General features: G+C 74.5%; 25 protein-coding genes. 4 read left to right on the forward strand and 21 right to left on the reverse strand.

The window, feature by feature from the left end; translation table 11 throughout:
- The coding region (locus tag ACFXMG_RS32480) for a hypothetical protein (RefSeq protein ID WP_384902954.1) at window positions 1-183 on the forward strand (183 nt) is incomplete at its 5' end.
- Between the two features lie 224 nt (window positions 184-407).
- Here ACFXMG_RS32480 and ACFXMG_RS32485 read toward each other — a convergent pair.
- The 7 genes from ACFXMG_RS32485 to ACFXMG_RS32515 form a co-directional block, all read right to left on the reverse strand.
- Window positions 408-602 carry a hypothetical protein gene (locus tag ACFXMG_RS32485; RefSeq protein ID WP_383825203.1) on the reverse strand — a complete coding sequence of 65 codons (195 nt, stop codon included), beginning with the start codon at window positions 600-602 and terminating at the stop codon, window positions 408-410.
- Between the two features lie 118 nt (window positions 603-720).
- Window positions 721-1,401, reverse strand: coding sequence for a hypothetical protein (locus ACFXMG_RS32490; protein WP_383825200.1), 681 nt, complete (start codon window positions 1,399-1,401; stop codon window positions 721-723).
- The gene (locus ACFXMG_RS32495; protein ID WP_383825197.1) at window positions 1,398-2,069 is read right to left on the reverse strand and encodes an ABC transporter ATP-binding protein; all 672 of its coding nucleotides are present in this window, start codon (window positions 2,067-2,069) and stop codon (window positions 1,398-1,400) included. Before ACFXMG_RS32495 ends, ACFXMG_RS32490 begins: the two co-directional genes overlap by 4 nt.
- Window positions 2,062-3,054, reverse strand: coding sequence for an ABC transporter ATP-binding protein (locus ACFXMG_RS32500; RefSeq protein WP_383825194.1), 993 nt, complete (start codon window positions 3,052-3,054; stop codon window positions 2,062-2,064). Before ACFXMG_RS32500 ends, ACFXMG_RS32495 begins: the two co-directional genes overlap by 8 nt.
- Window positions 3,051-3,887, reverse strand: a complete 837-nt coding sequence (locus ACFXMG_RS32505) for an ABC transporter permease (RefSeq protein WP_383825191.1) — start codon at window positions 3,885-3,887, stop codon at window positions 3,051-3,053. The genes ACFXMG_RS32500 and ACFXMG_RS32505 overlap by 4 nt, the downstream gene beginning before the upstream one ends.
- The gene (locus ACFXMG_RS32510; RefSeq protein ID WP_383825188.1) at window positions 3,880-4,872 is read right to left on the reverse strand and encodes an ABC transporter permease; all 993 of its coding nucleotides are present in this window, start codon (window positions 4,870-4,872) and stop codon (window positions 3,880-3,882) included. Before ACFXMG_RS32510 ends, ACFXMG_RS32505 begins: the two co-directional genes overlap by 8 nt.
- Entirely contained in the window at window positions 4,869-6,485 is a 1,617-nt protein-coding gene (locus tag ACFXMG_RS32515; RefSeq protein WP_383825185.1) for an ABC transporter substrate-binding protein, read from the reverse strand. Before ACFXMG_RS32515 ends, ACFXMG_RS32510 begins: the two co-directional genes overlap by 4 nt.
- 143 nt (window positions 6,486-6,628) lie before the next feature.
- Between ACFXMG_RS32515 and ACFXMG_RS32520 the strand changes: the two genes are divergently transcribed.
- A complete protein-coding gene (locus tag ACFXMG_RS32520; protein ID WP_383825182.1) occupies window positions 6,629-7,300 on the forward strand; it encodes a class I SAM-dependent methyltransferase in 672 nt (223 codons plus the stop codon).
- A gap of 378 nt (window positions 7,301-7,678) precedes the next feature.
- On the opposite strand, the gene ACFXMG_RS32525 is transcribed toward ACFXMG_RS32520, so the two are convergent.
- The 4 genes from ACFXMG_RS32525 to ACFXMG_RS32540 form a co-directional block, all read right to left on the reverse strand.
- Complete coding sequence (locus tag ACFXMG_RS32525) at window positions 7,679-8,773, reverse strand: acyl-CoA dehydrogenase family protein (protein WP_383825179.1); 1,095 nt, start codon at window positions 8,771-8,773, stop codon at window positions 7,679-7,681.
- A complete protein-coding gene (locus ACFXMG_RS32530) occupies window positions 8,770-10,089 on the reverse strand; it encodes an acyl-CoA dehydrogenase family protein (protein WP_383825176.1) in 1,320 nt (439 codons plus the stop codon). Before ACFXMG_RS32530 ends, ACFXMG_RS32525 begins: the two co-directional genes overlap by 4 nt.
- Window positions 10,086-11,054, reverse strand: coding sequence for an NADPH:quinone oxidoreductase family protein (locus ACFXMG_RS32535; protein ID WP_383825174.1), 969 nt, complete (start codon window positions 11,052-11,054; stop codon window positions 10,086-10,088). Before ACFXMG_RS32535 ends, ACFXMG_RS32530 begins: the two co-directional genes overlap by 4 nt.
- 67 nt (window positions 11,055-11,121) lie before the next feature.
- Window positions 11,122-11,712, reverse strand: a complete 591-nt coding sequence (locus tag ACFXMG_RS32540; protein ID WP_383825171.1) for a helix-turn-helix domain-containing protein — start codon at window positions 11,710-11,712, stop codon at window positions 11,122-11,124.
- 67 nt (window positions 11,713-11,779) lie between these two features.
- On the opposite strand from ACFXMG_RS32540, the gene ACFXMG_RS32545 reads away from it, so the two are divergent.
- Both ACFXMG_RS32545 and ACFXMG_RS32550 read left to right on the forward strand, forming a co-directional pair.
- Window positions 11,780-12,757: an NAD(P)/FAD-dependent oxidoreductase gene (locus ACFXMG_RS32545; protein WP_383825168.1), complete on the forward strand. Its 978-nt coding sequence runs from the start codon at window positions 11,780-11,782 to the stop codon at window positions 12,755-12,757.
- A 1,057-nt stretch (window positions 12,758-13,814) separates the two neighbouring features.
- Window positions 13,815-14,597 (forward strand): VOC family protein, encoded by a 783-nt coding sequence (locus ACFXMG_RS32550; protein ID WP_383825165.1) that lies wholly within the window; start codon window positions 13,815-13,817, stop codon window positions 14,595-14,597.
- On the opposite strand, the gene ACFXMG_RS32555 is transcribed toward ACFXMG_RS32550, so the two are convergent.
- The 10 genes from ACFXMG_RS32555 to ACFXMG_RS32600 form a co-directional block, all read right to left on the reverse strand.
- Window positions 14,594-15,346, reverse strand: a complete 753-nt coding sequence (locus ACFXMG_RS32555; protein ID WP_383825162.1) for a PIG-L deacetylase family protein — start codon at window positions 15,344-15,346, stop codon at window positions 14,594-14,596. The genes ACFXMG_RS32550 and ACFXMG_RS32555 overlap by 4 nt on opposite strands.
- Complete coding sequence (locus ACFXMG_RS32560) at window positions 15,343-16,275, reverse strand: SIS domain-containing protein (protein WP_383825159.1); 933 nt, start codon at window positions 16,273-16,275, stop codon at window positions 15,343-15,345. The genes ACFXMG_RS32555 and ACFXMG_RS32560 overlap by 4 nt, the downstream gene beginning before the upstream one ends.
- Window positions 16,276-16,380: 105 nt before the next feature.
- Entirely contained in the window at window positions 16,381-17,688 is a 1,308-nt protein-coding gene (locus tag ACFXMG_RS32565; protein WP_383825154.1) for an alpha/beta fold hydrolase, read from the reverse strand.
- 847 nt (window positions 17,689-18,535) lie between these two features.
- A complete protein-coding gene (locus ACFXMG_RS32570; protein ID WP_383825151.1) occupies window positions 18,536-18,943 on the reverse strand; it encodes a VOC family protein in 408 nt (135 codons plus the stop codon).
- Between the two features lie 75 nt (window positions 18,944-19,018).
- Window positions 19,019-19,849, reverse strand: coding sequence for an ammonia-dependent NAD(+) synthetase (gene nadE / locus ACFXMG_RS32575; RefSeq protein ID WP_383825148.1), 831 nt, complete (start codon window positions 19,847-19,849; stop codon window positions 19,019-19,021).
- 44 nt (window positions 19,850-19,893) lie between these two features.
- Window positions 19,894-21,054, reverse strand: a complete 1,161-nt coding sequence (locus ACFXMG_RS32580) for a sulfite oxidase (RefSeq protein ID WP_383825145.1) — start codon at window positions 21,052-21,054, stop codon at window positions 19,894-19,896.
- 552 nt (window positions 21,055-21,606) lie between these two features.
- Window positions 21,607-23,697, reverse strand: a complete 2,091-nt coding sequence (locus ACFXMG_RS32585) for an ATP-binding protein (protein WP_383825142.1) — start codon at window positions 23,695-23,697, stop codon at window positions 21,607-21,609.
- A gap of 33 nt (window positions 23,698-23,730) precedes the next feature.
- On the reverse strand, window positions 23,731-24,666 hold the full coding sequence (locus ACFXMG_RS32590; protein ID WP_383825139.1) for an amino acid ABC transporter permease: 936 nt from the start codon (window positions 24,664-24,666) through the stop codon (window positions 23,731-23,733).
- Entirely contained in the window at window positions 24,663-25,328 is a 666-nt protein-coding gene (locus ACFXMG_RS32595; RefSeq protein WP_383825136.1) for an amino acid ABC transporter permease, read from the reverse strand. The genes ACFXMG_RS32590 and ACFXMG_RS32595 overlap by 4 nt, the downstream gene beginning before the upstream one ends.
- Before the next feature lie 10 nt (window positions 25,329-25,338).
- Window positions 25,339-26,181 (reverse strand): glutamate ABC transporter substrate-binding protein, encoded by an 843-nt coding sequence (locus ACFXMG_RS32600; protein ID WP_383825133.1) that lies wholly within the window; start codon window positions 26,179-26,181, stop codon window positions 25,339-25,341.
- Between the last annotated feature and the right edge of the window lie 13 nt (window positions 26,182-26,194).

The following is a 26,194-nucleotide window of genomic DNA, read 5'->3' on the forward strand; positions in this document are numbered from 1 at the left end:
ACTAATCTGGCGTTGATTTTTGGCACGCTGTTGAGTTCTCAAGGTGCGGACGCTTCCTTCGTTCCTGTTTCCAGGCCCTCCGGGCGCTTCCTGCGTTTCCGACTCTATCAGACCCTTTCGGTGTCCGATTCCCCGTCAGAAAGGGGTTGTCTTTCCGGCCTTTCGGGCCGTTCCGACGAGTGAGACTTTAGCGGATTCCTGGCCCCCGATGCGAATCGGGGGTTTGATCCTCATTCTGAAAGAACACGGAAAGCAGAACGGCACGATGAAAAGTGACGGTCAGGCTCGGTGGTTCTTGCGGAATGGCCGTCCGGGGCCGACCGGAGTCGGTACTCACGTCGGACAGCTCGGAAGACATTACGCGCCGGGAGGGGTCGTGTCAACCCCCGGCCCCGTGGGGGCGGTGGTCACGGGTGGAGGCTGGAGACGACCTCGGCCGTGGCGGCCACGCCGTTCTGGATGGTGGGGGCCATGTTCGTGCCGGCCAGGAAGAAGCCGAGCAGGGCGCAGATCACCGCGTGGGTGACCTTGAGGCCGCCACTGCGCAGGAAGATCACGGTCAGTACGAGGAGCAGCACCACCACGGAAACGGAAACGGCCATCGGTCTCACGTCCTTCTTCTGCCGCACCGGAATTGCGGCGTTCGGCGGACAGTGTGGCGGAATGGGCGATCCGTCCGGGGGAACGGCGGGGCGGCCATACGGGTGACGTTGGAGTGGATCAGGCGCCGAAGGTCGCCGCGATGGTGGGTCTGCGGACCGCTTCCAGCTCCGGATCGGCCAGCAGGTCCTCGATGAGGGCGTGGCTGCCGAAGACCTCGGTGGCGCTCAGGTCTGCGTCGGTGAGGACGAGCCAGCCGCCGTCGGCGGCCCACCAGGTGGCGGGGAACCAGAACTCGGGGGCGCTGTCGTGGTGGGCGACGGCCGTGGCCAGGGGGCCTCGCCAGGCGATGAGGTCGTCCTGGGGGCGCGTGGGGGCCGGGCGCTGGAAGGGGTCGTCGGTGAGGGGGACGCCGGGGGCGCTGTTCACCGGGGCCTGGGCGGCGCCGCAGGGGGTGTCGTCGCCGTGGTCGCCGTGCCGGGCGAGGTGGGTGACGAGGGTGCGGAGGGTGGCGCGGTCGATCTCGCCGCCGTGGACGCCGTCCAGGTCGGCGGCGGCTTCGATGCCTTCGAAGGTGAGGTGGGAGAGGGTGCCGGGCCAGTCGGCGAGGCGGCGGCCGGCTCCGGTCAGGACCTCGTGCCAGCGGTGGCGCGTTCCGTCGGGGTCGTACAGGGAGTGGAGGAGCCAGCAGTGGTCCTCGTACCCGCCCTGGGGTTCGTATCCGCAGTCGGCGGCCGTGAGCCGGGCCCGCAGGCCGTCGAGGGGGTCGTCGGCGGCGGCGCGGGTCCAGGCGTCGGTCACGGGGTCTCCTCGGCCGGCAGGCAGTCCTTCCACTCCACCGTACGGTCGCACCAGCGGTGCAGGAGGACGCGATCGTGGCCGACGGCGAGAAGGCCGGCGCCGGTCTCCTCGCGGTAGGACTCGACGGCGGCGACGAGGGCGGCCGTGGTGGAGGCGTCGAGCATCGCCGTCATCTCGTCGCAGACCAGCCAGCGGGGCTTCAGGGTGAGCGCGCGGGCGAGGCAGGCGCGCTGGAGCTGCCCGTCGCTGACGGCGTGGGGGCGGCGGGTGAGGAGTTCGGGGGTGAGGCCGACGGCGGGGGCGAGCTCGGCGACGCGGGCGGGCGCCTCGGCCTTGCGGCCGGTGGCGCGCAGGGGTTCGGCGATGAGGTCGGCGAGGGTGAGCCGGGGGTCGGCGGCGGTGCGGGGCTGCTGGAAGACCACGCCGACGGCGGTGCGGTGCTCGCGCGGGGCTCGGTGGCGCCAGGCGGTGATCTCGGTGCCGTCGAGGACGAGGCGGCCGGCGTCGGGGCGGTGCAGGAGGGCGGCGACGCGGGCGAGGGTGGACTTGCCGCAGCCGCTGGGGCCGAGGAGGCCGACGGACTCGCCGGGGGCGATGGTGAGGGAGGCGCCGCGGAAGACCGGGGTGCGGGGCTCGTATCCGGCGGTGACGGAGTCGAGTTCAAGCACGGGGGCGCTCCGGGTGGTGGCAGGCCACGCCGGCGCGGAGGGCCGGGACGGTGGCGCAGAGGTCGGTGGCACGGGGGCAGCGGGGGGCGAAGGCGCAGCCTTCGGGGAGGTCGGAGAGTTCCGGCGGCATGCCGGGGATGGGGGTGAAGGCGCGCTCGGGGAGGGCGTCGAGGAGGCCGCGGGCGTAGGGGTGGTCGGGTCCGGCGGTGCCGAAGAAGCGGTGGGCGGGGGCGATCTCGACGATCCGTCCGGCGTACATGACGGCGACCCGGTCGGCGATGCGGGCGGCGGCGGTCAGGTCGTGGGTGATGAGGAGGAGGCCGCGGCCGTCGTCGACGTGGCGGCGGAGCTCGTCGGCGGTGCGCTCGACGAGGTCGCGGTCGAGTCCGGTGGTGGGCTCGTCGGCGAGGAGCAGGCGCGCGTCGCCGATGAGCGCGAGGGCGGTGGCGGCGCGCTGGGCGAGGCCGCCGGAGAGTTCGTGGGGGTACCGGTCGAGGTGGGTCGCGGGGAACGCGGCCCGGTCGGCGGCGTCCTCCGCGGCCTTGCGGCGCCCGGAGCGCGGGGTGCCGGTGAGGGCGCGGACGGTCTCCTCCAGGTGCGCGCGGACGGTGCGGACCGGGGTGAGGTGGGCGGCGGGGCTCTGCGGTACGAGGCCGACGCGGCGTCCTCGTACGGAGCGGGCGAGGGTCTTCTCGTCGATGGCGAGGAGGTCCGTGCCCTCGATCAGGGCGGTGCCGGCGGTCTCGGCGTTGCCGGGGAGCAGGCCGAGGAGGGCGGAGGCGAGGACGGACTTGCCGCAGCCGGACTCGCCGACGAGGGCCAGGCACTCCCCCGCCGCGAGGTCGAAGTCGGCGTCGGTGACGGCGGCGACGGTCCGCCCGCCGCGCAGCCGGAAGCGGACGGTGAGCCCACGCACGCTGAGCAGCGCGTCCTCGGCCCGCTCGGCGGTGACGGCGTCCAGTGCGCGGGCGACGCGGGCGTTCACAGCATCAGCTCCGATCGGCGGCGGGGGTTGAGGCGGTCGCGCCAGACGCCGGCGAGGCCGGCTATGGCGAGGGTGGGGAGGATGAGGAAGAGGCCGGGGAAGAGGGTGGGCCACCAGTCGCCGGCGAGGAGGGAGGAGCGGGCGGACTGGACGAGGTTGCCGAGGCTGGCCTGGTGGCTGGGGAGGCCGAGGCCGAGGAAGGAGAGGGCGGACTCGTGCCACATGGCGTGCGGGACCATCAGGACGGCGGCGAGGCCGGCCTGCGGGAGGACCGCGGGGAGCAGGTGGCGGGTGGCGACGCGGCGGCGTGAGGCTCCGCCGGAGATGGCGGCCTCGATGTGAGGGCGGGCCCGGAGGGAGAGGACTTCGGAGCGGACGATGCGGGCCGTGGAGAGCCAGTGGGTGACCGCTACGGAGACGATGACGGGCCAGACGCCGGGGCGGAAGAGCGCGACGACGAAGATGCCGAGGAGCAGGTGCGGCACGGAGGAGAAGGCGTCGACGAGGCGCATGAGGGTGCGGTCGGTCCAGCCGCCGAGGGCGCCGGCCGCCGCGCCGACGGCGGTGCCGAGGACGGTGGCGACGAGGGCGGCGACGAGGCCGACGAGGAGGGAGATCCGCAGGCCGTAGACGCAGCGGAGGAGGAGGTCGCGGCCGACGTCGTCGGTGCCGAAGGGGTGGTCCCAGGAGGGCGGGAGCAGCTTCTGGGAGAGGTCGACGGCCTGTTCGTCGAGCTGGACGATCGGCGGGACGAGGAGGACGGCGAGGGCGACGGCTCCGACGATGAGCGCGGAGGTCCACAGGCGGAGGCGGTGGGTGCGGGGGTCAGCCATCGAAGCCCACCCTCGGGTCGGCGAGTCCGTAGAGGAGGTCGGAGAGGAGGTTGCCGAGGAGGACGGCCGCGGTGGCGAGCACGGTGAGTGCGGCGAGCAGCGGGAAGTCGACGGCGGTGGCGGCCTGGACGGTGGCGGCGGCGATGCCGGGCCAGCTGAAGACGGTCTCCACGAGGAGGGCTCCGGTGATGACCTCGGGCACGCGGGAGCCGATGAGGGTGAGCATCGGGAGCATGCCGGAGCGCAGGGCGTGGCCGGTGAGGACGGTGCGTTCGGCGAGGCCGCGGGCGCGGGCGCCGCGTACCGGGTCCTCGCCGAGGGCGTCGCCGACGCCCTGGCGGACGTACAGGAAGAACCAGGGCAGCTGGGAGACGCCGAGGACGAGGGCGGGCAGCACGAGGTGGCGGGCGACCTGGTCGAAGGTGACGGTCTCGCTGGCGGTGTCGGTGAGGCCGCCGGCCGGCAGGACGCCGAGCTGGAGGGCGAAGAACCAGATGGCGAGGAGGCCGAGCCAGAAGGCGGGGGCGGCTTCCAGGGTGTACGCGAGGGAGCTGACCGTCCGGTCGAGGAAGCCGCCGCGGCGGCGGCCGGCGAGGACGCCGAGCAGGGTGCCGAGGGCGATGGCGACGAGGAAGGCGGTGACGGCGAGGAGGACGGACCAGCCGAGGCGTTCGGTGATGACGTCGGCGACGGGGCGGCGCATGACGGCGGAGTCGCCGAGGTCGCCGGTGACGGCGGAGGTGAGCCATTCCCACCAGCGGGTGAGGAGGGGCTGGTCGACGCCGAGGTTCTGGCGGAGCTGGTCGAGGGTCTCCTGCGAGGCGGTGAGGCCGGCGGTGCCGGCGTACGCCTTGACGGGGTCGAAGGGGGAGGCTTCGGCGACCGCGAAGACGGCGAGGGTGACGCCGAGGAGGACGGGGACGGCGGCGAGCGCGCGCCGTCCCGTCATCCGGGCCATGGCCCCCCAGGGGAGGCGGCGGCTCACTTCTTCGTGTCTCCGGTGTTCTTGGGCTTCCAGGACTCGACGTTCCACCAGGGGCCGGCGGCGAGGCCGTGGTCGTGGGGCTCGGTCTGGGTGCTCAGGCCGTCCCAGGAGTCGTTCACGACGTAGAGGTGGTCGATGTGGGTGAGGAAGGTGTAGCCGGGGTTCTTGACGAGTTCGCGCTGGACGGTGTCGTACGCGGCCTTGCGCTTGGTGGGGTCGTCGGTGCGGCGGCCCTCGTCGAGGGCACGGTCGACGGCCTTGTTGTCGTACCAGGCCATGTTGTTGAAGCCGTCGCCGGCGAGGGTGGACTTGAGCAGGAGGTACTGGTCGAAGTCGGGGTCGCCGGGGGAGCCGCCGCCGGCGAGGACGGCGTCGTTCTTCATGCGGGGCTCGATGACCTCCCAGGTGCCGGCCTGGGTCTTGATCTCGATGCCGGCCTTGCGGGCGTCGGAGGCGTAGGCGAGGGCGTGGTCCTGGCGGAGCTTGTCGCCGGAGAGGTACCAGAGCGGGAAGGTGGCGCGGACGCCGTTCTTGACGCGGACGCCGTCGGCGCCGGGCTTCCAGCCGGCCTCGTCGAGGATCTTCTGGGCGCCGGCGAGGTCGTGGCGGCGCTCGGTGCCCTTCGCGAACCAGGGGCTGTCGGTGGGGACGGGGCCGTAGGCGGGCTTGCCGGCGCCTTCGAGGATCTTGTCGACCATGGTCTGGCGGTCGACGGCGATGTCGAGGGCGCGGCGGACGGCGGTGTCGCCGGCGACGGGGTTGTGGGTGGGGAGGGTGACCGTGCGGTAGTCGTAGGTCTTGGCCGCGTAGGTCTTCTTCGCCTTGTCGTTCTCGAAGCCGGCGGCGAGGTTCGGCGGGAGGATGGCGCCGTCGAGGTCGCCGGCGCGCAGGCGGGTGGCGCGGACGTCGTCGTCCTTGATGATCGCCATGGTGAACTTCTTCACCGCGGGGGCGCCGTTCCAGTACGTCGGGTTGGCCTGGAAGCTGAGCTTCTCGCCCTTGGACCAGCCGGTGAGGACGTAGGGGCCGGTGCCGATGGGCTTGGTGGTGAAGGCGCCGGTGTTGACGTCCTGCTTGCCGGCGATGTGCTCGGGGGCGATGGCGTGGACGGTGCGCTCGGCGAAGGCCGCGTAGGGGTACTTGAGGCGGAAGACCACGACGTCGTCGTCGACGGCCTCGACGCTTTCGAGGGCGTCGAGTTCGGTGCGGGACGGGTTGTTGGTCTTCGGGTCGAGGATCGTCCGGTAGGTGAAGGCGACGTCCCTGGCGGTGAAGGGCTTCCCGTCGCTGAAGGTGACGCCCTTGCGGAGGGTGTACGTGTACGTCCGTCCGCCGTCGCTGATCTCCGGGAGGTCGCGGGCGAGGGCCGGCTTGAGCTTCATGTCGGCGTCGAAGGCGAGGAGGCCGTCGAAGATCTTGGAGTTGCCGTCCTTGCCGTAGCCGAGGAGCGGGCTGAGGCTGTCGGGCTCGTAGGCGATGCCCACGACCGCGGAGTCCTTGGGTCCGCCGGCGCCGGCGGTGTCGGCGCCGGGGTTCGAGCAGGCAGCGGTCACGAGGGCGAGAGCCCCCGTGACGAGCGCTGCGGTCGCGCGGCGAACGGTTCGGGCGGCCATCGAGTCCACACCCCTTTTGAAGATCAACTGTTGTTGCGAGCCATGTGCAATTAATACAAGCAGTGTGCAATTAAACAGCATGGGTGAGCGAGGGCTCCCGGTGGGTAGTCCGCCCCGGACGACCCACGACACCGGGAGTGACCATGAGCGGGACGCACGAGGAGCGGGGCGACGCGGTGCTGGGGGCCGCCGAGCTGTTCGACGGGGTGGGGATCGACTACGAGCGGGCCTTCGGGCGGCTGCCGGCCCAGCTCGCGGCGGTGGACTGGCTGACCGGGCGGCTGGCGCCCGGCTCCCGGGTCCTGGACGCCGGCAGCGGCACGGGGCGGCCGGTGGCGGAGCTGCTCGCCGCCGCGGGGCACGAGGTGACCGGGGTCGACGTCTCCGGGGCGATGGTGGAGCTGGCGCGGGCGCGGGTGCCCGGGGCGCGGTTCGAGCAGGGCGACCTGCGCGACCACGTCCCGCCGGAGGAGGGGTACGACGCCGTCTGCTCCTTCTTCCCGCTGCTGATGATGGAGCGGGAAGAGCAGGTCGCGGCGGTGCGGCGGATGGCGTCCTGGCTGGTGCCGGGCGGGCTGCTGGTGTCGGCGACGGTGCCGGCCGACGTGGAGGGGCTGGAGATCACCTGGATGGGGCGCCGGGCCCGGGTGTCGAGCTTCTCCACCGAGGCGTACCTGGGGCTGCTGCGGGAGGAGTGCGGGCTGGAGGTGCTCCACCACGAGCTGTCGGTCTTCCGACCCGAGGTCCCGGGCGGCGAGCCGGAGGAGCACCTGTTCTGTTACGCGCGGCGGGGCGGGGGGGGCGCGGGAGGGTGAGACGGCCGGGGGCTTGGTGGCTGAGGGGAGAGACGGCCGGGGGCTTGGTGGCTGGGGGGTGTGAGACGGCCGGGGGCCCGGTGGCCAGAGGGGAGCGACGGACGGGGGAAACGGCTGGGGTGTGAGACGGCCGGGGGCCTGGTGGCCGGAGGGGAGAGACGGATGGGGGAAACGGCCGGGGTGTGAGACGGCCGGGGGCCCGGTGGCCGGAGGGGAGACGGCCAGGGAGGGTGAGGCGGCCAGGGGTCTGGTGGCCGCGGGAGGGTGAGACGGCCAGGGGCCCGGTGGGCGCGGGAGGGTGAGACGGCCAGGGGCCCGGTGGGCGCGGGAGGGTGAGGCGGCCGGGGGCCCGGTGGCCCCCGGCCGCTCGGTGGTGGGTCAGGCCGGGGCCGGGAGGTCCGTCAGGGCGGCGATGACGTCTTGGTGCCGGCCGGTGGAGCCGAGGGCTAGCTGGTCGGCCTTGGCGCGTTTGAGGGCCAGGTGGGCGGGGTGCTCCCAGGTCATGCCGATGCCGCCGTGCAGCTGGACGCACTCCTCGGCCGCGCGGACGGCGACCCCGGAGCAGTACGCCTGGGCGACGGCCACCGTCAGTTCGGTGTCGGCGGCGCCGGTGGCGAGGGCGTCGGCGGCGGCGCGGGCGACCGCCCGGGCGCCGACGAGGTCGAGCCAGAGGTGGGCCATCCGGTGCTTGAGCGCCTGGAAGGAGCCGACCGGCCGGTTGAACTGGAACCGCTCCCTGGTGTGCCGGACGGTCTCCTCCAGGCACCACTCGGCGAGCCCGAGCTGCTCGGAGGCGAGGAGTCCCGCCCCGGCGAGGAGTCCGCGGCGCACCGCCGCGCGGGCCTCCCCGGCCTCCGCCAGGAGGGTGCCGGGCGCCGCGCTCGTGTCGACGACGGCGAGGGGGCGGGTGAGGTCGAGCGGGGTGAGCGGGGTGACGGTGGCCTCGGCGGCGGGTACGGCGTACAGGCCGTCGGGGCGGGGCACGAGGAGGACGTCGGCGGCGACCGCGTCGGCGACGGCCCGGACGGGGCCGGTGGCCTCGAAGGCGGCGTCGGCCGCGTCCGGGGCGGTGGTGAAGGGGACGGCGAGGACGGCGGTCCGCTCCCCCGCCGCCAGTTCGGCGAGGAGGGTGGCGGCGGGGCCGTCCGTCGCGGCGAGCGCGAGCAGGGTCTCGGTCGCGACGACCGCGCCGGTGAGGTACGGGGCCGGGGCGACCGCCCGGCCCAGCTCCTCCAGGACCACCGCGGCCTCGCGGTGGCTCGCGCCCTGGCCGCCCAGCTTCTCGGGGACGAGGAGGCCGGCGGCGCCGATGCCGGAGGCGAGGGCGGGCCAGAGGCCGGTGGGGTACGGGTCGGCCATCTCGATCCGGTCGAGCACGGCCTGGTGCCCGGCGCGGTCGGTGAGCAGGGAGCGGACGGCGTCCCGCAGGGCGTCCTCGGTGTCGGAGTACAGGAGGTCCGGCTCGTGGCTCATCGGGCGAGGTCCTTCCAGGGGACGTCCTTGTCGTTGCGGGGCTCCGGCGGGAGTCCGAGGACCCGCTCGGCGACGATGTTGAGCAGTACCTCGCTGGTGCCGCCCTCGATCGAGTTGCCCTTGGAGCGCAGGTAGCGGTAGCCCGCGTCGCGCCCGGTGAAGTCGACCAGTTCGGGCCGGCGCATCGTCCAGTCGTCGTACACCAGGCCGTCCTCGGCGAGGAGTTCGACCTCCAGGCCGCTGATGGCCTGGTTGAGGCGGGCGAAGGCGAGCTTCATGGCGCTGCCCTCGGGGCCGGGCTGGCCGGCGACGAGCTGCTGGCGGAGCCGCTCGCCGGTGAAGCGGGCCACCTCGGCGTCCACCCAGAGGTCGAGGAGCCGGCGGTGCAGGGCGTGGGTGCGCAGTTCGGGGCGGTCGCGCCAGACGGCGGCGGCCTTGCCGATCATGCCGCCCTCGCGGGGGATGCGGGCGCCGCCGATGGAGACCCGTTCGTTCATGAGGGTGGTCTGGGCGACCCGCCAGCCGTCGCCGGGCTCGCCGAGGCGGTGGGCGTCGGGGATGCGGACGCCGGTGAGGAAGACCTCGTTGAACTCGGCCTCGCCGGTGATCTGGCGGAGCGGCCTGACCTCGACGCCGGGGTCGGTCATGTCGCAGACGAAGTAGGTGATGCCGCGGTGCTTGGGGAGGTCGGGGTCGGTGCGGGCGATGAGGATGGCCCAGCGGGCGGTGTGGGCGCTGGAGGTCCACACCTTCTGGCCGTCGACGATCCAGTCGCCGGTGGCCTCGTCGCGGACGGCGCGGGTGCCGAGGGCGGCGAGGTCGGAGCCGGCGCCGGGCTCGCTGAAGAGCTGGCACCAGACCTCCTCGCCGGTCCACAGCGGCCGGAGGAAGCGGGACGTGATCGCGTCGGAGCCGTAGGCGAGGAGGGTGGGGGCGGCCATGCCGAGGCCGATGCCGATGCGGCGGGGGTCGTTGTCGGGGGCGCCGGCGGCGGCGAGTTCGGCGTCGACGACGGCCTGGAGGGAGCGGGGGGCGTCGAGTCCGCCGAGGCCGGCGGGGTAGTGGACCCAGGCGAGTCCGGCGTCGAAGCGGGCGCGGAGGAAGTCGAGCCGGCCGGTGGTGGCGGGCGGGTGCGCGGCGAGCAGGGCGCGGGCGCGGGCTTGGAGTGCGGGGGCGTCGAGGGGGGTGCGGGGCGTGCCCGCGTCGGGCTTTCCGCCGGGCTGGGCGTCAGCCTGGGCGTCGGAATTTCCGCTGGTCTGGGCGTCGGGCGTGTCCGCGCCGGGGGTGGGTGCGCCGGGCGTTTGTGCGTCGGTCATGCGCGGGCTCCTTCCGGGAGGACGACGAGGCGGCCGGTGGTGGTGCCGTCGGCTACGCGCTGGACGGCGTCGGCGGCGCCGGCGAAGGGGACGCGTTCGGCGACGAGCGGCTTGACGGTTCCCTTGGCGGCGAGCGCGGTGAGGGTGTCGTGGCACTGGAGCACGGCGGCCGGGTCGAGCCGGGCGTAGAGGCCCCAGTGGAGGCCGAGGATCGAGTAGTTCTTCACCAGGGCGTGGTTGAGGGCGGGGGCGGGGATGGTGCCGCTCGCGAAGCCGACGACGACGATCCGGCCCTCGAAGGCGACGCACTTGGCGGACTGCTGGTAGGCGTCGCCGCCGACCGGGTCGTAGATCACGTCGGCGCCTCGGCCGCCGGTGGCGGCCTTGACGGCGGCGACGACGTCCTCGGAGCGGCGGTCGATGACGACGTCGCAGCCGAGGGCGCGGGCGGCGTCGGCCTTGGCGGGGCCGCCGACCACGCCGATGACGGTGGCGCCGGCGGCCTTGCCGAGCTGGACGGCCGCGCTGCCGACGCCTCCGGCGGCGGCATGCACGAGGAGGGTCTCGCCCTCCTTGAGGGCGGCCCGCCGGTGGAGGCCGAACCAGCCGGTCTGGTAGCCGATGTGGAGGGCGGCCGCCTCGGCGTCGTCGAGCGCGTCGGGGGCGGGGAGGAGTCCGGCCTCGTCGGCGAGGGCGTGGTCCGCGAAGCCGCCGTGCGGGAGGGCAGCGGTGGCGATGACGCGGCGGCCGTCCGGGGTCTCACCGCAGATCTCGACGCCGGGGGTGAAGGGCAGCGGCGGCCGGACCTGGTAGTGGCCGCGGCAGAGCAGCGCGTCGGGGAAGTTGACGTTGGCGGCGCGGACCTTGAGGAGGACCTGGCCGGGCCCGGGTTCGGGGACGTCCACCTCCTCGCGGCGCATCACCGCGCCGGGTTCGCCGTTCTCGTGCACTCGCCATGCCTGCATCCGTCGAGCCTCCGTCCGTACCGAGCGGTCGGCCGCATACTAAGCGGTCGCTTGCCCTCGATGGAACCTATCCGCCGGACTTCTTGGGCCGTGCCCGTACGTGCATCCGCTCGCCCTGCGGCCCGTACAGGCTCAGGAACTCCACCGGGCCGTCGGCCGTGGGGCCGAACCAGTGCGGCACGCGCGTGTCGAACTCGGCGGCCTCGCCGGCCGCGAGGACCACGTCGTGCTCGCCCAGGACCAGGCGGAGCTTCCCCGAGAGGACGTACAGCCACTCGTACCCCTCGTGGACCCGCGGGTCGGGCTGCTCGGACGCCTTCTCCTGGACCACCTTGTACGCCTGGAGGCCGCCGGGCTGGCGGGTGAGCGGGTACATGGTGCGGCCGTGCCGGACGATCGGGCGGGCCCGCACCCGGGGGTCGCCGACCGGCGGGGCGCCGACGAGCTCGTCCAGCGGGACCTGGTGGGCGCGGGCGAGCGGGAGGAGCAGTTCGAGGCTCGGCTTGCGCTGCCCGGACTCCAGGCGGGAGAGGGTGGAGACGGAGATGCCGGTGGCGGCGGAGAGATCGGCCAGCGTCACCCCCCGGTCACGGCGGACCCGGCGCAGGCGGGGGCCGACCTCGGTGAGCACGGCGTCGATGCGGTCGTCTTCGGTCATGCGTCCAGTGTTGCAGAAACGGCAAGATTCCTTGCCGATGGAGAGGGTGCCGGGTGACGCTCGCGGCATGAACGCACACGAGGGACATCAGGTACGGGGCGCACGCATGGAGGAGAACGGCTACGAGGTGGTGGTGGTCGGCGGCGGGGCGGCCGGGCTGAGCGCGGCGCTGGTCCTCGGCCGGTCCCGGCGCCGCACCCTGGTCGTCGACGCGGGCGAGCCGCGCAACGCGCCCAGCGCGCACATGCAGGGCTACCTCTCGCGGGACGGGATGAGCCCGGCGGAGTTCCTGGCGGCCGGGCGCCGCGAACTCCTCGCGTACGGGGTGGAGGTCAGGCCCGGCGAGGTGACGGAGGCGGTCCCGGACGGCGACGGCTTCGCCCTGACGCTCGCCGACGGCACCGCGCTGACGGCCCGGCGGCTGGTCGTCGCGACGGGTCTGGTCGACGAGCTGCCGGAGATCGAGGGCCTGGCCGGGCGGTGGGGCCGGGACGTGCTGCACTGTCCGTACTGCCACGGGTGGGAGGTCCGCGACCGGGCCTTCGGCGTCCTCGCCCATCCGGCGATGCCCGCCCACCAGGCGCTGATGGTCTCGCAGTGGTCCCCCGACGTGACCCTCTTCCTGAACGGCGCCGAGCTCACGGAGCAGGACGCCCGGCTGCTCGCCGCGGCGGGCGTCAGGACCGTGGAGGGCGCCGTCGAGGGCATCGCCGTCGAGGACGACCGGCTGACCGGGGTCCGGCTCGCCGGGGGCCGGACCGTCGGCTGCGAGGTGCTCTTCGCGGCGGCGAGCCGGCTCCTCACCCGCGACGGGGTACTCCGGCGCCTGGGCGCGGAGCTGTACGAGACCCCCTTCGGCTCCTTCGTGAAAACCGACGAGACCGGGCGCACGAGCGTGCCCGGCGTGTGGGCGGCAGGCAACGTGACCGGCCCCGCCGAGCAGGTCGTCAACGCGGCGAGCGCGGGCTACCGGGCGGGCACGGTGATCAACGGGGAGCTGCTGATGGGAGATCTGGCGGCGCGGGCGGGGGGCCTTGCCGGCTGAGCGGTGCGATGGCCTGGTCGGCTGACGGGTACGGCGGCTCGTCGGCTGACGGGTGCGCTGGCCCTGCGGGCTGGCGGGTGCGGGTGGCCTCGGCGGCTGACCGGTGCGGCGACCTCGCCGGTAGACCGGTGCGGACGGCCTCGCCAGCTGGCCCGTGCGGCGGACTCGCCGGCAGACCGGTGCGACGGACTCGTCGGCTGACGGGTGCGCTGGCCATGTCGGCAGGCCGGTGCGGGCAGCCTCGGCGGCTGACCGGTGCAGCGGACTCGCCGGCTGACGCGTGCGCTGGCCCTGCCGGCTGGCCGGTGCGGCGGACTCACCAGCAGACCTGCGCGAAGGACTCGCCGGCTGACGGGTGCGCCGGCCCTGTCGGCAGGCAGGTGCGGGCAGCCTCGTCGGCAGACCGATACGGCGGACTCGCCGACACACCCGTGCGACGGACTCGCCAGCAGACCAGCGCGCCGGCCCTGCCGGCAGGCAGGTGCGGACGGCCTCGCCGGCTGACCGATACGGCGGACTCGCCGACATACCCGTGCGACGGGCTCGTCGGCAGACCGGTGCGGACGGCCTCACCAGCAGACCCGTGCGACGGGCTCGTCGGCTTACCGGCGCGAAGGACTCGTCGGCTGATCGGTGCGCTGGCCCTGTCGGCTGGCCGGTGCGGGCAGCCTCGGCGGCTGACCGGTGCAGCGGACTTGTCGGCACACCCGTACGACGGACTCGTCGGCAGACCAGCGCGCCGGACTCCTCGGCTGACCGGTGCGGACGGCCTCACCAGCAGACCCGTGCCACGGGCTCGTCGGCTGACCGGCGCGAAGGACTCGTCGGCTGATCGGTGCGCTGGCCCTGTCGGCTGGCCGGTGCGGGCAGCCTCGTCGGCTGACCGGTGTGGCGGGCTCGCCGGCACGCGCGTGCCGCGGGCTCGTCGGGTGGCTCGTGCGCCGGTTGGATGAAAGGGGGCGGGAGCGGTCGCGTGGGTGGGGTGGAGGGTTGAGGATCGGCCTTGGTGGCCGGGAAGCGGCCTGGAGGTAGGACTACGGAAGGACGGCAGCAGCCCATGCTCGGCACCCAGTACACCCATGGCTCTCCCTGCTGGATCGATCTCGGGAGCCCGGACACCTCCGGCGCGGCGGAGTTCTACACCGCCGTGCTCGGCTGGGAGTTCCGGTCGGCGGGCCCGGAGGCCGGTGGGTACGGCTTCTTCCATCAGGACGGCTCCGTCGTCGCCGCGCTCGGGCCGCTCACCGAGGAGGGCGCGCGGAGCGCCTGGACGGTGTACTTCCAGACCACGGACGCGGACACCTCCCAGATGGTGGCGGCGGCCGAGGGCGGGCGGGTCCGGGTGCGGGCCATGGACGTGATGGACGCGGGCCGGATGGCGGCGCTCACCGACCCGGCCGGGGCCGAGTTCTCCGTCTGGCAGCCGGGCTCCGTGAAGGGCCTGGACCGCACCTCCTCGCACAACACCCTGGTCTGGGTGGAGCTGCACACGCCCGACCCGGAGGCCGCGCTCGCCTTCTACGGCTCGCTCTTCGAGTGGCGCTGGGCGGAGATGGAGGCGCCGGGGATGACGTACCGGGTGATCTCCACGGCCGAGGGCGACCAGGAGGATGCCTCCTTCGGCGGCGCGGCCGAGCTCCAGGACTCCGGCGAGCGGGCCCGCTGGATCCCGTACTTCGAGGTCGAGGACGCCGACGCGACGGCCGATGCGGTGGGTCTCTCGGGCGGTGCGGTGCTGCTCCCGCCCGCGGACATCCCCGACGTCGGCCGCCTCGCCTGGTTCACCGACCCGTCCGGCGCCGAGTTCGCGGTGCTCAAGCCGGCGCCGATGGCCGGCTAGCGGGGGAAGACCTCGAAGGTGACCGCCGGGCGGCCGCCGAAGCGGTCGGACGCGCGGGCCGTGGTGGCGGTGACGAACTCGCGGACGTACCCCTCCGGGTCCTGGTCCGTCAGGGCCTCGATGTAGGCGCGGTGGCAGAGGAGCGACGCGATCGCGCGCTCCAGGCCGGGGGTGGCGTCGACGGCGTGGGTCGGGCTGGTGGAGGCGGCGACGGCGACCCGGCGGACGCCGTCCCAGGGCTCCAGGCCGTGCTCGGTCAGCTCGGGGAAGATCCAGCGGTTGCCCGCGTCCGCCGCAGCGTCCAGGGTGGCGCGGCCGACGGCCACGTGGTCGGGCGTGTTCCGGGGCGCGCCGGGCCCGTCGCCCCAGCTGTCGCGGTGGTTGAGGGTGACGACGAGGTCGGGGCGGTGGCGGCGGATCGCGGCGGCGATGTCGCGGCGCAGCGCGGTCCCGTACTCGATGACGCCGTCGCGGTGGTCGAGGAACTCGACGGTGTCCACGCCGACGACGGCGGCGCTCGCCCGCTGCTCGCGCTCGCGCAGCGGCGCGCAGACGTCCGGGGCGATCGTGTCGATGCCCGCCTCGCCCCGGCTGACCAGCAGGTAGACGACCTCCTTGCCGGCGTCGGTCCAGCTCGCGACGGCTGCCGCGCAGCCGTACTCCAGGTCGTCGGGGTGGGCGACGACGGCGAGGGCGCGCTGCCAGTCGCCGGGTAGCTCCGGCAGGTCGGTGGCTTCGGTGTCGATCATGCCCGCAGGATACGGGCCGCGTCGGCCGCGGTCGGGCGGAACGCTCCGGCGAGGATGACGGAACGGGAGACGTGGCGGGGGCGGTCGGGGTTGAGGCCGCGCCGGGCGGCGAGGGCAACGGCGAGGCGCTGGGCGCGGACCAGGGCGGCCACCGGGTCGACGGCGTCGGCGGTGAACAGGGCGCCGGTGGACTCGACTTCCTCGCGGAGTCCGGACGGGACGGGGCCGAGGCACCAGACGAGGCTCGTGCGGTCGCTGATGCTGATCGGGCCGTGCCGGTACTCCATCGCCGGGTACGACTCCGTCCAGACGCGGGCGACTTCGCGGAGCTTGAGGGCCGCCTCGTCGGCGAGTCCGACGGTCCAGCCGGTGCCGAGGAAGGTGAACTGGGCGCGCCGCTCCCAGTGTTGCGGGAGGGGTTCGTAGAGGGCGAGCTCGGCGTCGGTGACGGAAGGCGCGAGGTCCACCCCGAGGCCGGCGCGCAGGAGTTGGAGGGCGGTGGTGGCGAACCGGGTCTGGACGACGGAGCGTTCGTCGGCGAAGGAGAGGTCCACGACGCGGTCGGCGAGGCGGGCGGCGGGGCTGTCGGGGACGCCGGTGAGGACGAGGGTGGGTATGCGGCCGGCCGCGCCGGAGAGGAGGTCGACGACCTCGGTGGTCGTACCGGAGCGGGTGAGGGCCACGATCCGGTCGTATCCCCGGCCGAGCGGGGTCCGTTCGGAGGCGGGGAAGGCGTCGGTCTCGCCCGCCCCGAGGGATTCCCGCAGGGCCGCGTAGGCGCGGGCGATCAGGTATGAGGTGCCGCAGCCGACGACGGCGAGCCGCTCGCCGGGCCGGGGCAGCCGGTCGGCGAGCGGCCCGGCGAGGGCGGCGGCGCGGCGCCAGCAGTCGGGCTGGCCGGCGATCTCGGCGGTGACGTGTGCGCTCATGCACCGAGTTGTAGCGGGCCGTGAGGGGCGCGGCCATGTGCGATCGGGGTCCGGCGCTTGGACTTTCGCGCGCGCCGGACTCCGTCACGTACCGGCGTCGGGGTGTCAGAGTTCGTCGCGGGAGAGGGCGAGGAGGTGGTCGAGGACGCGGGGGCCGCCGGCGCGGACGCCGTCGTGCTCGAACTCGTCGGTGACCCAGGTGCGCAGGCCCCGGATCGCCGCGGCGGTCTCCAGGGAGTGGGCGGTGTCGACGTACATGTCGTCGTGGTAGACGGCGGCGGCCACCGGCACCCGGTTGGAGGCGAGGCGCTCGGGGTCGTACAGCGGGGTCCAGTCGTCCCGCCGGGCGAGGAGTTCGGCGGTCTCGCGCAGGGGGCGCAGGGCGGGGTCGGTGGTGAAGTGCCAGGGGTGGACGGTCTCGCCGGTGAGGAGGACGGGCGCCCCGGAGGCGAGCGACGTGGCCGCGTCGAACTCGGGGAAGTCCGCGCGGACCCGCTCGGCGGCCCAGGCGGTGGGGCCCTGGCCCTGGGCGTAGATGGCCTCGTGGAGGACGGCGTAGAGCGGGTGGCCGGCGTACGAGAGCTGGGTCTGGACCTGCTCCAGGAAGGCGTCGGCGAGGGCGGGCCCGGTGCGGGTCGGCACGAAGGCGCCCTCCAGGAGGTGGTGGAGCTGGTGGGTGCCGTCGCCGGAGCCGAGGAGGATGCCGAGGGACTGGAACGCCTCGACGGTGAGGAGGCCGCCGCCGGGGAGGGCGACCTCGTGCTCCAGGAGGTGGGCGGCGATGGCGCGGACGCGTTCGGCGTCGCGGGGGTAGCGGGCGAAGTGGGCCTCGTTCTTGCGGCGGACGCGGGGGTAGGCGGCGGCGTACACCTCGTCGGCGGTGGCGTCGAGGGACGGCAGGCCGCCGGTGATCAGGACCCGCTCCAGGCCCTCGGGGGCGGTGGAGAGGTAGCGGACGGCGCAGAAGCCGCCGAAGCTCTGGCCGAGGACGGTCCAGGGGGCGCCGCCGGTGAGGCGGCGGCGGATCAGCTCGCAGTCGCGGACGATCGAGTCGGCGCGGAAGTGGGTGAGGTGGTCGGCCTGGGCCGCCGCGTCGCCGCGCAGCGGGAGGGTCTGGCGGTTGGCCGGGGTGGAGCGGCCGGTGCCGCGCTGGTCGAGCAGGAGGACCCGGAACTCGCGGAGGGCGCGGTCGAGCCACGCCTGGCGGCCGATGAAGCGGCGGGCGCCGAAGCCGGGGCCGCCCTCCAGGTAGACCAGCCAGGGCCGCCGCTCGCGCTCGCCGTCGCCGAGGCCGGCGGCGACGATCTCGCGTCCGTAGACCTCGATCTGCTCGCCGTCAGGCCGGGCGTGGTCGAGCGGGACGGGAAAGTGGTGGTCGGTGACGACGACGCCGGGCTGCCGGTAGGTGGTCAACGGTGCTCCTGCTGCTGCTGTGCCTGCGGGTGTTACTGCTGCTGCTGCTGCTGTTGTTGTTGTTGCTGCTGTTGCTGCTGCTGTTTCCTGCTCCGTGCTCCCCCGCCCGCACAGTGGATCACAGGATGCGGCGGGGCGGGGCACTGGGCTGGGCGTGGCGGGGCGGCTGCGTGGCGGGGTTGCTGCGCTGGGCCGCGCGTGGCGGGGCGGCCGTGCCGGGGCGCGCGGGCGGGGTGGCCGCGCTGGGCCCGCCGGGCGCCGGAGCGCCCGCGCCGGGTCAGCGGTGCCGGGTTGCCCGCGCCAGCCCGCCCGCGCTGCGCCGGCCTGTCAGGCTCCGGACACCCGCGCCGGCGCCGCCGTGCCGAGGCACACATGCTGGCCCGTCCGCGCCAGGGCTCCTGCGTCGGCTCCCCCGAGCCGGGGCAGCAGTGCCGAGGCCCTCGTGCCGGATCGTCCCCGTGCCAGGTCAGCGGTACTGGGTTGCCCGCGCCCACCCGCCGCCGGGCGTCGGCCCATCGGGCGGCCAGGCGCCCGTGCTGGTCACCCGCGCCGGGGCCGCCGTGCTGCGGCGCCCATGCTGGCCCGTCCGCGCCAGGGTGCCTGGGCAGGATGGCCCGCACCGGGGCAGCCGTGCCGGATGGCCCCGTGACGGGCCGCTGTGCCGGGGCCGCCGTGCTGCGGCGCCCATGCTGGCCGGTCGCGCGCCCGGGGGCCTGCGCAGGATGGCCCGCGCCGGGCTGCCGTGCCAGCGCCCCCGCCAGGGCACTCGTATCGGATCACCCATACCGAGTCGCCCGCGCCGGGCCGCCGCGCGCCGGAGCAGCCCCGCCAGGGCACCCGTACAGGGTCACTCGTTCTGCATGACCGCTATGACGTTGCCTGCGGGGTCGGTGAACCAGGCGATGCCTGCTGGGCCGCCGTCTTCGTGTTGGCCTTCGGCGGGGCGGACTACGCCCTTTTCGTCGGCTTCGAAGTCGGGGTAGCGCTCGAAGGTGGCGCCGCGGGACAGGAGCTCGTCCACGGCGCGGTCGATGTCGTCGACCTCGAAGTTCAGGATGGTGAAGGAGGCGGGGGTGTGGTTCTCCTTGGGGTAGATGAAGACGCGGGCCCCGCCCGGCAGGGTCAGGTACATCATCCGCATGTCCCCGTCCCCGGTCTCCTCCACGGTCAGGCCGAGGGTGTCGCCGTAGAAGCGCCGGGCGGCGTCCAGGTCGTCGACCGAGAAGCCGCTGTACGCCGTCGTCTCGCCGAACATGGTCTGCTCCCTTCCCAGGGGCCCCGGTGACGGGGCGCCCCTTTTTCCAGGATCCGCCTGTTCGGCGCGGGGCGCTCAGGGTGCGATCGGCAGCTGCCGCTTGTGCTCCGTGAGGTCGTAGCGGCGGACGATCGACGCGTACGCGGCCTCGGCGACGGGCTTGCCCTCCAGGAAGTCGTCGATGTCGTCGTAGGTGACGCCGAGCGCGTCCTCGTCGGGCTTGCCCGGGTCCAGGGTCTCCAGGTCGGCGGTCGGGACCTTCCAGACCAGGCCGGCGGGGGCGCCCAGCTCGGCGGCGACGGCGCGGACGCGGCGCTTGGTGAGGCCGGTGAGCGGGACGAGGTCGGCGGCGCCGTCGCCGAACTTGGTGAAGAAGCCGGAGACGGCCTCGGCGGCGTGGTCGGTGCCGACGACGAGGCCGTCCTGCGCGCCGGCGACCGCGTACTGGGCGATCATGCGCTGGCGGGCCTTGATGTTGCCCTGCACGAAGTCCTGGTGGTGGGCGTCGCGGAAGGTGACGCCGGCGGTCAGGCAGGCGTCGAGGGCGGCGTCGCTCGCCGCCTTGACGTCGACGGTGAGGACCTGGTCGGCGCGGATGAAGTCGAGGGCGGTCTGCGCGTCCTTCTCGTCCGCCTGGACGCCGTAGGGCAGGCGCATCGCGTAGAAGGTCGCCTCGTGGCCGGCGGCGCGGGCGCGCTCGACGGCGAGCTGGCAGAGCCGGCCGGCGGTGGTGGAGTCGACGCCGCCGCTGATGCCGAGGACGAGGGAGCGGAGGCCGGTGGTGGTGAGGCGCTCGGCGAGGAAGGCCACCCGGCGCTCGATCTCGGCGGCCGGGTCGAAGGTCTCGGAGACCTGGAGCTCCCGGGCGATCTGCTGCTGGCGGGCGGTGGGCGCCGGGTCGGTCACGGAAATCTCCTCGTCGGGGACGGTTGCGGGCGACGCAACCGACTCTACGGGGTGCCCACGGGCGCCTGAGGCTGCGGCTCCTGCTCCTGGGCGCAGAGGACCTCGACGCGCTGGACGAGGTTGTTGGCGAAGCCGCCGCGGTTCCAGGGCGCGGCGAGGGGCTGGACGCGGCCGGTGGCGTCGGTGGCGCGGACGGTGAGGTGGCGCAGGCCGGGGGTGGCGGTCCAGGTGGTGCGCCAGGCGGCCCAGGCCCAGGGGTGGGCGGGGTCGCGGACGACCTCGGCGTCGGTCCAGGCGGCGCCGCCGTCCTCGCTGACCTCGACGCGGACGACGGGGCCGTGGCCGGACCAGGCGCGGCCGGCGAGCGGGACGGGGCCGGGGCGGACGACGCGGGCGCGGGACATGAAGTCGGGGAAGCCGGGCGGGGCCATGAGGGCGCGGGGTTCGATGAGGGTGACGGGCTCGCCGGGTTCGCCGGGCTCCTGGCGGAGGCGGTAGGCGGCGCTCTGCTGGAAGCCGGTGTACGGGGTGGCGGTGAGGGTGATGTCGCGCAGCCACTTCACGTGGGCCATGCCGTACCAGCCGGGGACGACGAGGCGGAGCGGGCTGCCGTGCTGGGGCGGGAGCGGGGCGCCGTTCATGGCGTAGGCGACGAGGACGTCCCGGGCGGGGTCGGCGGCGGTGGCGAGCGGGAGGGAGCGGCGGTAGTCCTGCTCGACGCCGCGTTCCACTCCGTGGTCGGCGCCGGTGAAGACGGCCTCGACGGCGTCCTCGGCGGTGCCGGCCTCGGCAAGGAGGGCGGCGAGCGGGACGCCGGTCCACTCGGCGGTGCCGACGGCCTCGACGAGCCAGGGCTGGCTGACGGGTCGCGGGCTGAGCCGGGCCCGGCCGTTGCCCGCGCACTCCATCGTGACGCGGCGCGTGACGGCGGGCCGGTCGAGGAGGGCGTCGAGGTCCAGGTCGAGCGGGCGCAGCACCCGGCCCCCGACGGTGAGCCGCCAGCCGTCGGGGTCGGTGTCCGGGATGTCGTAGTGCACGAGGACGTAATGCAGTCCGGGCGGCGTGAGCTCGTACCGCAGCGCCTCCAGCGGAAGTCCGTGGTTCCGCGTGGCGAGGGCCAGCTCCTGCGAGCTGATCCCCTCGTCCACCCCCGCGACCCACGGCGGGGTACTGAGGGCGCCCAGGTCGCCCGGGGTTCGGTCCATGTCCTCATGGTGCGCCGGGAGGCGGGGGGCTGCCTGGTGGGTGGGGGGCGCCCGGTGGGTGGAGCCCCCGGCGGGTCGGGTCCGCCCGCTGGGCGGGGCGGGCTACCGGTGGGTGGCGCCCGGTGGGTGATCAGCCAGTGCCGGTGGGCAGGCGGGCGGTGGGGCCTGCGGCCGAGCGGGGCGGCGGCCCCGAGGGCACGCGGTGGGAGGTGGGCCCGCGGGGCGGTAGGCAGGGGCGAGGGCAGGCCGCTGGTGGGCCGCTGACGGTGGGGCGTCTGCCGGTGCCGGACAGCGGTGGGCGCCCGGGCCGGCGAACGGCGGGCGGAACAGGCAATGGGCGGCCGGGTCGGCAAGCGGTGAGCGGTGGGCCGAGGGCCGGCGGGCGGTGGGGCCGGTGGCGGTAGGCAGGCGGCCGGGACATGGCTGGGCAGCCGGGTCGGCAAGGCGGTGAGCGCTGGGCCGAGGGCAGGCGGCCGGCGGCCGGCGGCCGGTGGGGCATGCGGCCGGTGAGCGGTAGGCAGGCGGCCGGGACGTGCCAGGGCGGCCGTGGGGTCAGCTGGTGTCCAGGGCTCGGTTGAGGCCGGATTGGGGGAGGTCGGTGAGGGAGCGGAGGAAGATCTCCTCGTAGGCGGGTTCGCCCAGGGTGGCGCGGACGCCGGCGGTGTGGTGGGCGTGGAGGGCGCGCAGGCCGGGGAGGCCGCGGCGGGGCTGGCCGGTGGCGCGCCAGTACGCCTCGCCGGTGCCGGAGACGTCGGCGGCGCGGGCGCCGTCGCCCGCGGCGGCGTGGGCGGTGGCGAGGACGTCGAGGCCGAGGGCGATGCCGAGGCCGGCGCCGAGGGCGCGGGTGCCGGTCAGCATGGCGCGCGCGTGGTCCGCGGCGGCGGCCGGATCGCCTTCCAGGAGGGCGGTGAGGGCGAGCTGGTACGCGAGGGCGGTGCGGGTCCAGTGTTCGTCGAGGGTCTCGCAGAGGGCGCGCAGGGCGAGGGCGTCGGCGCGGGCCTCGGCGAGCCGGCCGAGGCCGGTGAGGGCGAAGACGCGGACGAGGTGGCAGCGGAGGGTGGCCGCGGAGTCGGCGGGGCGGCCCCGGGCCGAGGCGAGGACGTGGTCGACGACGACGAGGGCGGCCCGCGCGCGGCCGGTGGTCAGCGCGAGGAGCCCGGCGAGGGCGGCGGCGTCGAGGGTGAGTTCGCCGGGGCCGTACGGCTCCGAGGGCGCCCAGGGCCGTTCCGGCGGGTGCTCGGTGTGGCGGGCCTCGCGGGCGCAGCGTTCGCTGACGTCCTGGGCGGGGCCGAGGTCGCCCTGGAGGACGAGGGTGACGCCGAGGGCCCACAGGGCGCGGGTGCGGGCGCGGCCGCGGGCGTCGCTGAGGAGGAGGGCCTGTTCGAGGCCGTCGCGGGCCTCGCGGAGGCGGCCCCGGCAGGACCAGGCGAAGGCGACGGAGCCGACGAGGTCGAGGGCGGCGTCGGGGTCGGTGCGCAGGAGGCGGTCGAGGGCGGTGCGCAGGTCGGTGTGGTGGGTGTCGACGGCGCGGTACCAGTGGAGCTCGCGGCTGCCGTGCCAGGCGGCGCGGCCCTGTGCGGCGAGGGCGCGGAAGTGGGCGGCGTGCCGGTCGGCGGTGGCGCCGGTCTCGCCGAGCCGGTCCAGCCAGCCGGCGCCGTACTCGCGGATGGTGTCGAGGAGGCGGTGGCGTCCGGCGGTGTCGGCGGGGCGGACGACGGAGGCGCGGACGAGTCCGTCGAGGGCGGCGGGCAGGGTGTCGGGGGTGAGGGGGCCGCCGGTGCAGACGGCGGCGGCGGTGGCGAGGTCGAAGGGGCCGCGGAAGACGGAGAGGCGGGCCCAGAGGAGGCGTTCGAGGGGGTCGGCGAGCTCGTGGCTCCAGCCGATGGCGGCGCGCAGGGTCCGGTGGCGGGCGGGCCAGACGCGCTCGGGGTGGGCGAGGAGGTCGAAGCGGGCCTCGGGGGGTGCGGTGAGGCGGCTGCCGAGCTGGTCGCGGACGGCTTCGGCGCCCTGGAGCCGGATCTGGGCGGCGGCGAGCTCCAGGGCGAGGGGTATGCCTTCGAGGCGTACGCAGATCTCGCCGGCGGGCCCGGTGGCGGGGAGGTCCTGGCCTGCGGCGGCGCGCAGGAGGGTGAGCGCGTCGTCGCCGGTGGGCGGGAGGGGGTCGAGGAGGACGGTGTGCTCGCCGGGGACGCCGAGGGGGCGGCGGGAGGTGGCGAGGACGGTGAGGCCGGGGGCGGCGGCGAGGAGTTCGGCGACGAGCCGGCCGCAGGCGTCGGCGAGGTGGTCGCAGCAGTCGAGGACGAGGAGGAGCCGGGTCTCGGCGAGGCGGCGGCGCAGGGCGCCGGTGTCGGTGCCGGGGGTGTGGTCGGCGAGGTCGACGGAGTCGGCGACGAGGGCGACGAGGAGCCGTTCGCCGTCGAGCTGGCCGAGGTCGGCCCACCAGGCGCCGTCGGGGTGGCGGTGGCGGACGCGGTGGGCGGCGCGCAGCGCGAGCCGGGTCTTGCCGACGCCTCCGACGCCGGTCACGGTGACGAGGCGGTGCTCCGCCAGCGCGGCGGTGATGCGCTTCAGTTCCGTGCGGCGGCCTGCGAAACCCGGGTTCTCGCCCGGTAGATGTCCACGCACGGGAGCAGTGTCCCTCATGTCCGCGCCGAAAGCTCCTGTGGATCCGGTTCGTTACGGAGCGGGCCTGGGGCCCCGCGGGTCGGGGGGTTCGCCGGGGGTGGCGAGGTCCTCGACGGCCTCGGCGCCGACGACGGCGCCGGTGGAGCGCTTGCCGCGGCGCAGGCGGCGTTCGAGCCAGGAGGCGAAGGTGGTGAGGGCGAAGTTGAGGAGGACGAAGAGGACGGCGACGACGGTGAAGCAGGCGATGGTGTTGGCGCCGTAGTTGGCGCTCATGGGGCGGACGGAGGCGAGGAGTTCGGAGAAGCCGAGCATGGCGCCGCCGAGGGCGGTGTCCTTGACGATGACGACGAGCTGGCTGACGAGGGCGGGCAGCATGGCGGTGACGGACTGTGGCAGGAGGACGTACGCCATGGTCTGGCCCTTGCGCATGCCGATGGCCTTGGCGGCGTCGGTCTGGCCGGCGGGGAGGGCGAGGATGCCGGCGCGGACGACCTCGGCGAGGACGGAGGCGTTGTAGAGGACGAGGCCGGTGACGACCGCGTACAGGGGGCGGGTCTCGGGGCTGATGTCGGTGAACTCGGCGTAGGCGGCGTTGGCGAAGAGCATGAGGATGAGGACGGGGATCGCGCGGAAGAACTCGACGACGGTGCCGGCGCCGGCGCGGACGACGCGGTGCTCGGAGAGGCGGGCGATGCCGAGGAGGGCGCCGAGCGGCAGGGCGAGGACCATGGCGAGGCCGGCGGCGATGACGGTGTTCTTCAAGGCGGGCAGGAGGTAGGTCTCCCAGATGCGCCCGTCGGTGAAGAAGGGCTCCCATTTGGCCGCCTCCAGCTGGTTCTTGGCGTCGAGTCCGGCGATCACCCACCAGACGACGGCGGCGAGGGCGGCGAGGAAGAGCACCGTCCACAGCAGGTTGCGGCGGCGGGCGCGGGGGCCGGGGACGTCGTAGAGGACGGTGACGGGTTCGCCCTTGCCGGTGCGCCTCACCGTTTGACCGCCACTTTCCGGGCGAGCCGGCCGAGGAGGAGGCCGGTGGGCAGGGTGAGGCAGATGAACCCGAAGGCGAAGAGCGCGGAGATGAGGATGAGTTGCGCCTCGTTCTCGATCATCTCCCGCATGAGCAGGGCGGCTTCGGCGACGCCGATGGCGGCGGCGACGGTGGTGTTCTTGGTGAGGGCGATGAGGACGTTGGTGAGCGGGCCGACGACCGAGCGGAACGCCTGCGGGAGCACGATGATCCGGAGGATCTGGGGGAAGCTGAGGCCGATGGCGCGGGCGGCCTCGACCTGGCCGAGGGGGACGGTGTTGATGCCGGAGCGCAGCGCCTCGCAGACGAAGGCGCTGGTGTAGGCGGTGAGTCCGAGGACGGCGAGCCGGAAGTTGATGGTGGTGAAGCGGTCGGCGCCGAGGCTGATCCCGAGGGTCTGGAAGAGGCCGAGGGAGGTGAAGACGATGATGACGGTGAGGGGGATGTTGCGGACGATGGTGACGTAGGCGGTGCCGAAGCCCCGCATGAGGGGGACGGGGCCGACGCGCATGGCGGCGAGCAGCGTCCCCCAGACCAGGGAGCCGAGGGCGGACCAGAAGGTGAGCTGGACGGTCACCCAGAAGGCGCCCAGGAGGTCGTAGCCTTCGAGGAAGTCGAACACGGCGGCCGGCTCAGTCGACGATCACGCCGATCTTCGGGGCGGGTTCGTTCTGGTAGTTCGCCGGGCCGAAGTTCTTCTCGACGGCCGCGTCCCAGGAGCCGTCGTCGACCATCTTCTCCAGGGCGGTGTTGATCTTGCCCTTGAGGTCGCTGCCCTTCTGGACGCCGATGCCGTAGTTCTCGTTGCTCAGTTCGAAGCCGCCGAGCTTGAACTTGCCCTTGAACTCCTCCTGCGCCGCGTATCCGGCGAGGATCGAGTCGTCGGTGGTGAGGGCGTCGATGACGCCGTTCTCCAGGCCGGTCAGGCACTCGGAGTAGCCGCCGTACTCCTGGAGCTGGGCGTCGGGGGCGATCTCGTCCTTGACGTTCTGCGCGGAGGTGGAGCCGGTGACGGAGCAGAGCCGCTTGTCGTTCAGGTCGGACGGCTGCTTGATGGAGTCGTCGTCGGCGCGGATCAGCACGTCCTGGTGGGCGAGGAGGTAGGGGCCCGCGAAGTCGACCTTCTCGGCCCGCTCGTCGTTGATCGAGTACGAGGCCGCGATGAAGTCGACGTCGCCGCGCTGGAGCATGGTCTCGCGGTCGGCGCTCTTGGCCTCCTTCCACACGATCTCGTCGGGTTCGTGGCCGAGTTGCTTCGCGACGTACGTGGCCACGTCGACGTCGAAGCCGGTGTAGGTGCCGTCCGGGGTCTTCAGCCCGACGCCGGGCTGGTCGAACTTGATGCCGATGGTGATCTTGTCCTCGTCGTTGTGGTCGGCGGGCATCGCGCCGTGGGCGAGCGAGGCGGTGCCGAGGGCGAGGACGACGGCGGTGGCGGAGGCCACGAGGGTCCTGGTGGTCCGGAGCGGGTTCATGGTGATCACCCCA

Origin of the sequence: Streptomyces sp. NPDC059201 (assembly GCF_042754585.1) — a bacterium.
Taxonomy (GTDB): Bacteria; Actinomycetota; Actinomycetes; order Streptomycetales; family Streptomycetaceae; genus Streptomyces.

What these genes read in the sequence shown, in the direction of transcription:
- ACFXMG_RS32485 (WP_383825203.1), bottom strand. Translation starts at nt 602, where the DNA reads ATGGCCGTTTCCGTTTCCGTGGTGGTGCTGCTCCTCGTACTGACCGTG.
- ACFXMG_RS32505 (WP_383825191.1), bottom strand. Translation starts at nt 3,887, where the DNA reads ATGGCTGACCCCCGCACCCACCGCCTCCGCCTGTGGACCTCCGCGCTC.
- ACFXMG_RS32515 (WP_383825185.1), bottom strand. Translation starts at nt 6,485, where the DNA reads ATGGCCGCCCGAACCGTTCGCCGCGCGACCGCAGCGCTCGTCACGGGG.
- ACFXMG_RS32520 (WP_383825182.1), top strand. Translation starts at nt 6,629, where the DNA reads ATGAGCGGGACGCACGAGGAGCGGGGCGACGCGGTGCTGGGGGCCGCC.
- ACFXMG_RS32525 (WP_383825179.1), bottom strand. Translation starts at nt 8,773, where the DNA reads ATGAGCCACGAGCCGGACCTCCTGTACTCCGACACCGAGGACGCCCTG.
- ACFXMG_RS32530 (WP_383825176.1), bottom strand. Translation starts at nt 10,089, where the DNA reads ATGACCGACGCACAAACGCCCGGCGCACCCACCCCCGGCGCGGACACG.
- ACFXMG_RS32535 (WP_383825174.1), bottom strand. Translation starts at nt 11,054, where the DNA reads ATGCAGGCATGGCGAGTGCACGAGAACGGCGAACCCGGCGCGGTGATG.
- ACFXMG_RS32540 (WP_383825171.1), bottom strand. Translation starts at nt 11,712, where the DNA reads ATGACCGAAGACGACCGCATCGACGCCGTGCTCACCGAGGTCGGCCCC.
- ACFXMG_RS32545 (WP_383825168.1), top strand. Translation starts at nt 11,780, where the DNA reads ATGAACGCACACGAGGGACATCAGGTACGGGGCGCACGCATGGAGGAG.
- ACFXMG_RS32550 (WP_383825165.1), top strand. Translation starts at nt 13,815, where the DNA reads ATGCTCGGCACCCAGTACACCCATGGCTCTCCCTGCTGGATCGATCTC.
- ACFXMG_RS32555 (WP_383825162.1), bottom strand. Translation starts at nt 15,346, where the DNA reads ATGATCGACACCGAAGCCACCGACCTGCCGGAGCTACCCGGCGACTGG.
- ACFXMG_RS32560 (WP_383825159.1), bottom strand. Translation starts at nt 16,275, where the DNA reads ATGAGCGCACACGTCACCGCCGAGATCGCCGGCCAGCCCGACTGCTGG.
- ACFXMG_RS32570 (WP_383825151.1), bottom strand. Translation starts at nt 18,943, where the DNA reads ATGTTCGGCGAGACGACGGCGTACAGCGGCTTCTCGGTCGACGACCTG.
- ACFXMG_RS32580 (WP_383825145.1), bottom strand. Translation starts at nt 21,054, where the DNA reads ATGGACCGAACCCCGGGCGACCTGGGCGCCCTCAGTACCCCGCCGTGG.
- ACFXMG_RS32585 (WP_383825142.1), bottom strand. Translation starts at nt 23,697, where the DNA reads ATGAGGGACACTGCTCCCGTGCGTGGACATCTACCGGGCGAGAACCCG.
- ACFXMG_RS32600 (WP_383825133.1), bottom strand. Translation starts at nt 26,181, where the DNA reads ATGAACCCGCTCCGGACCACCAGGACCCTCGTGGCCTCCGCCACCGCC.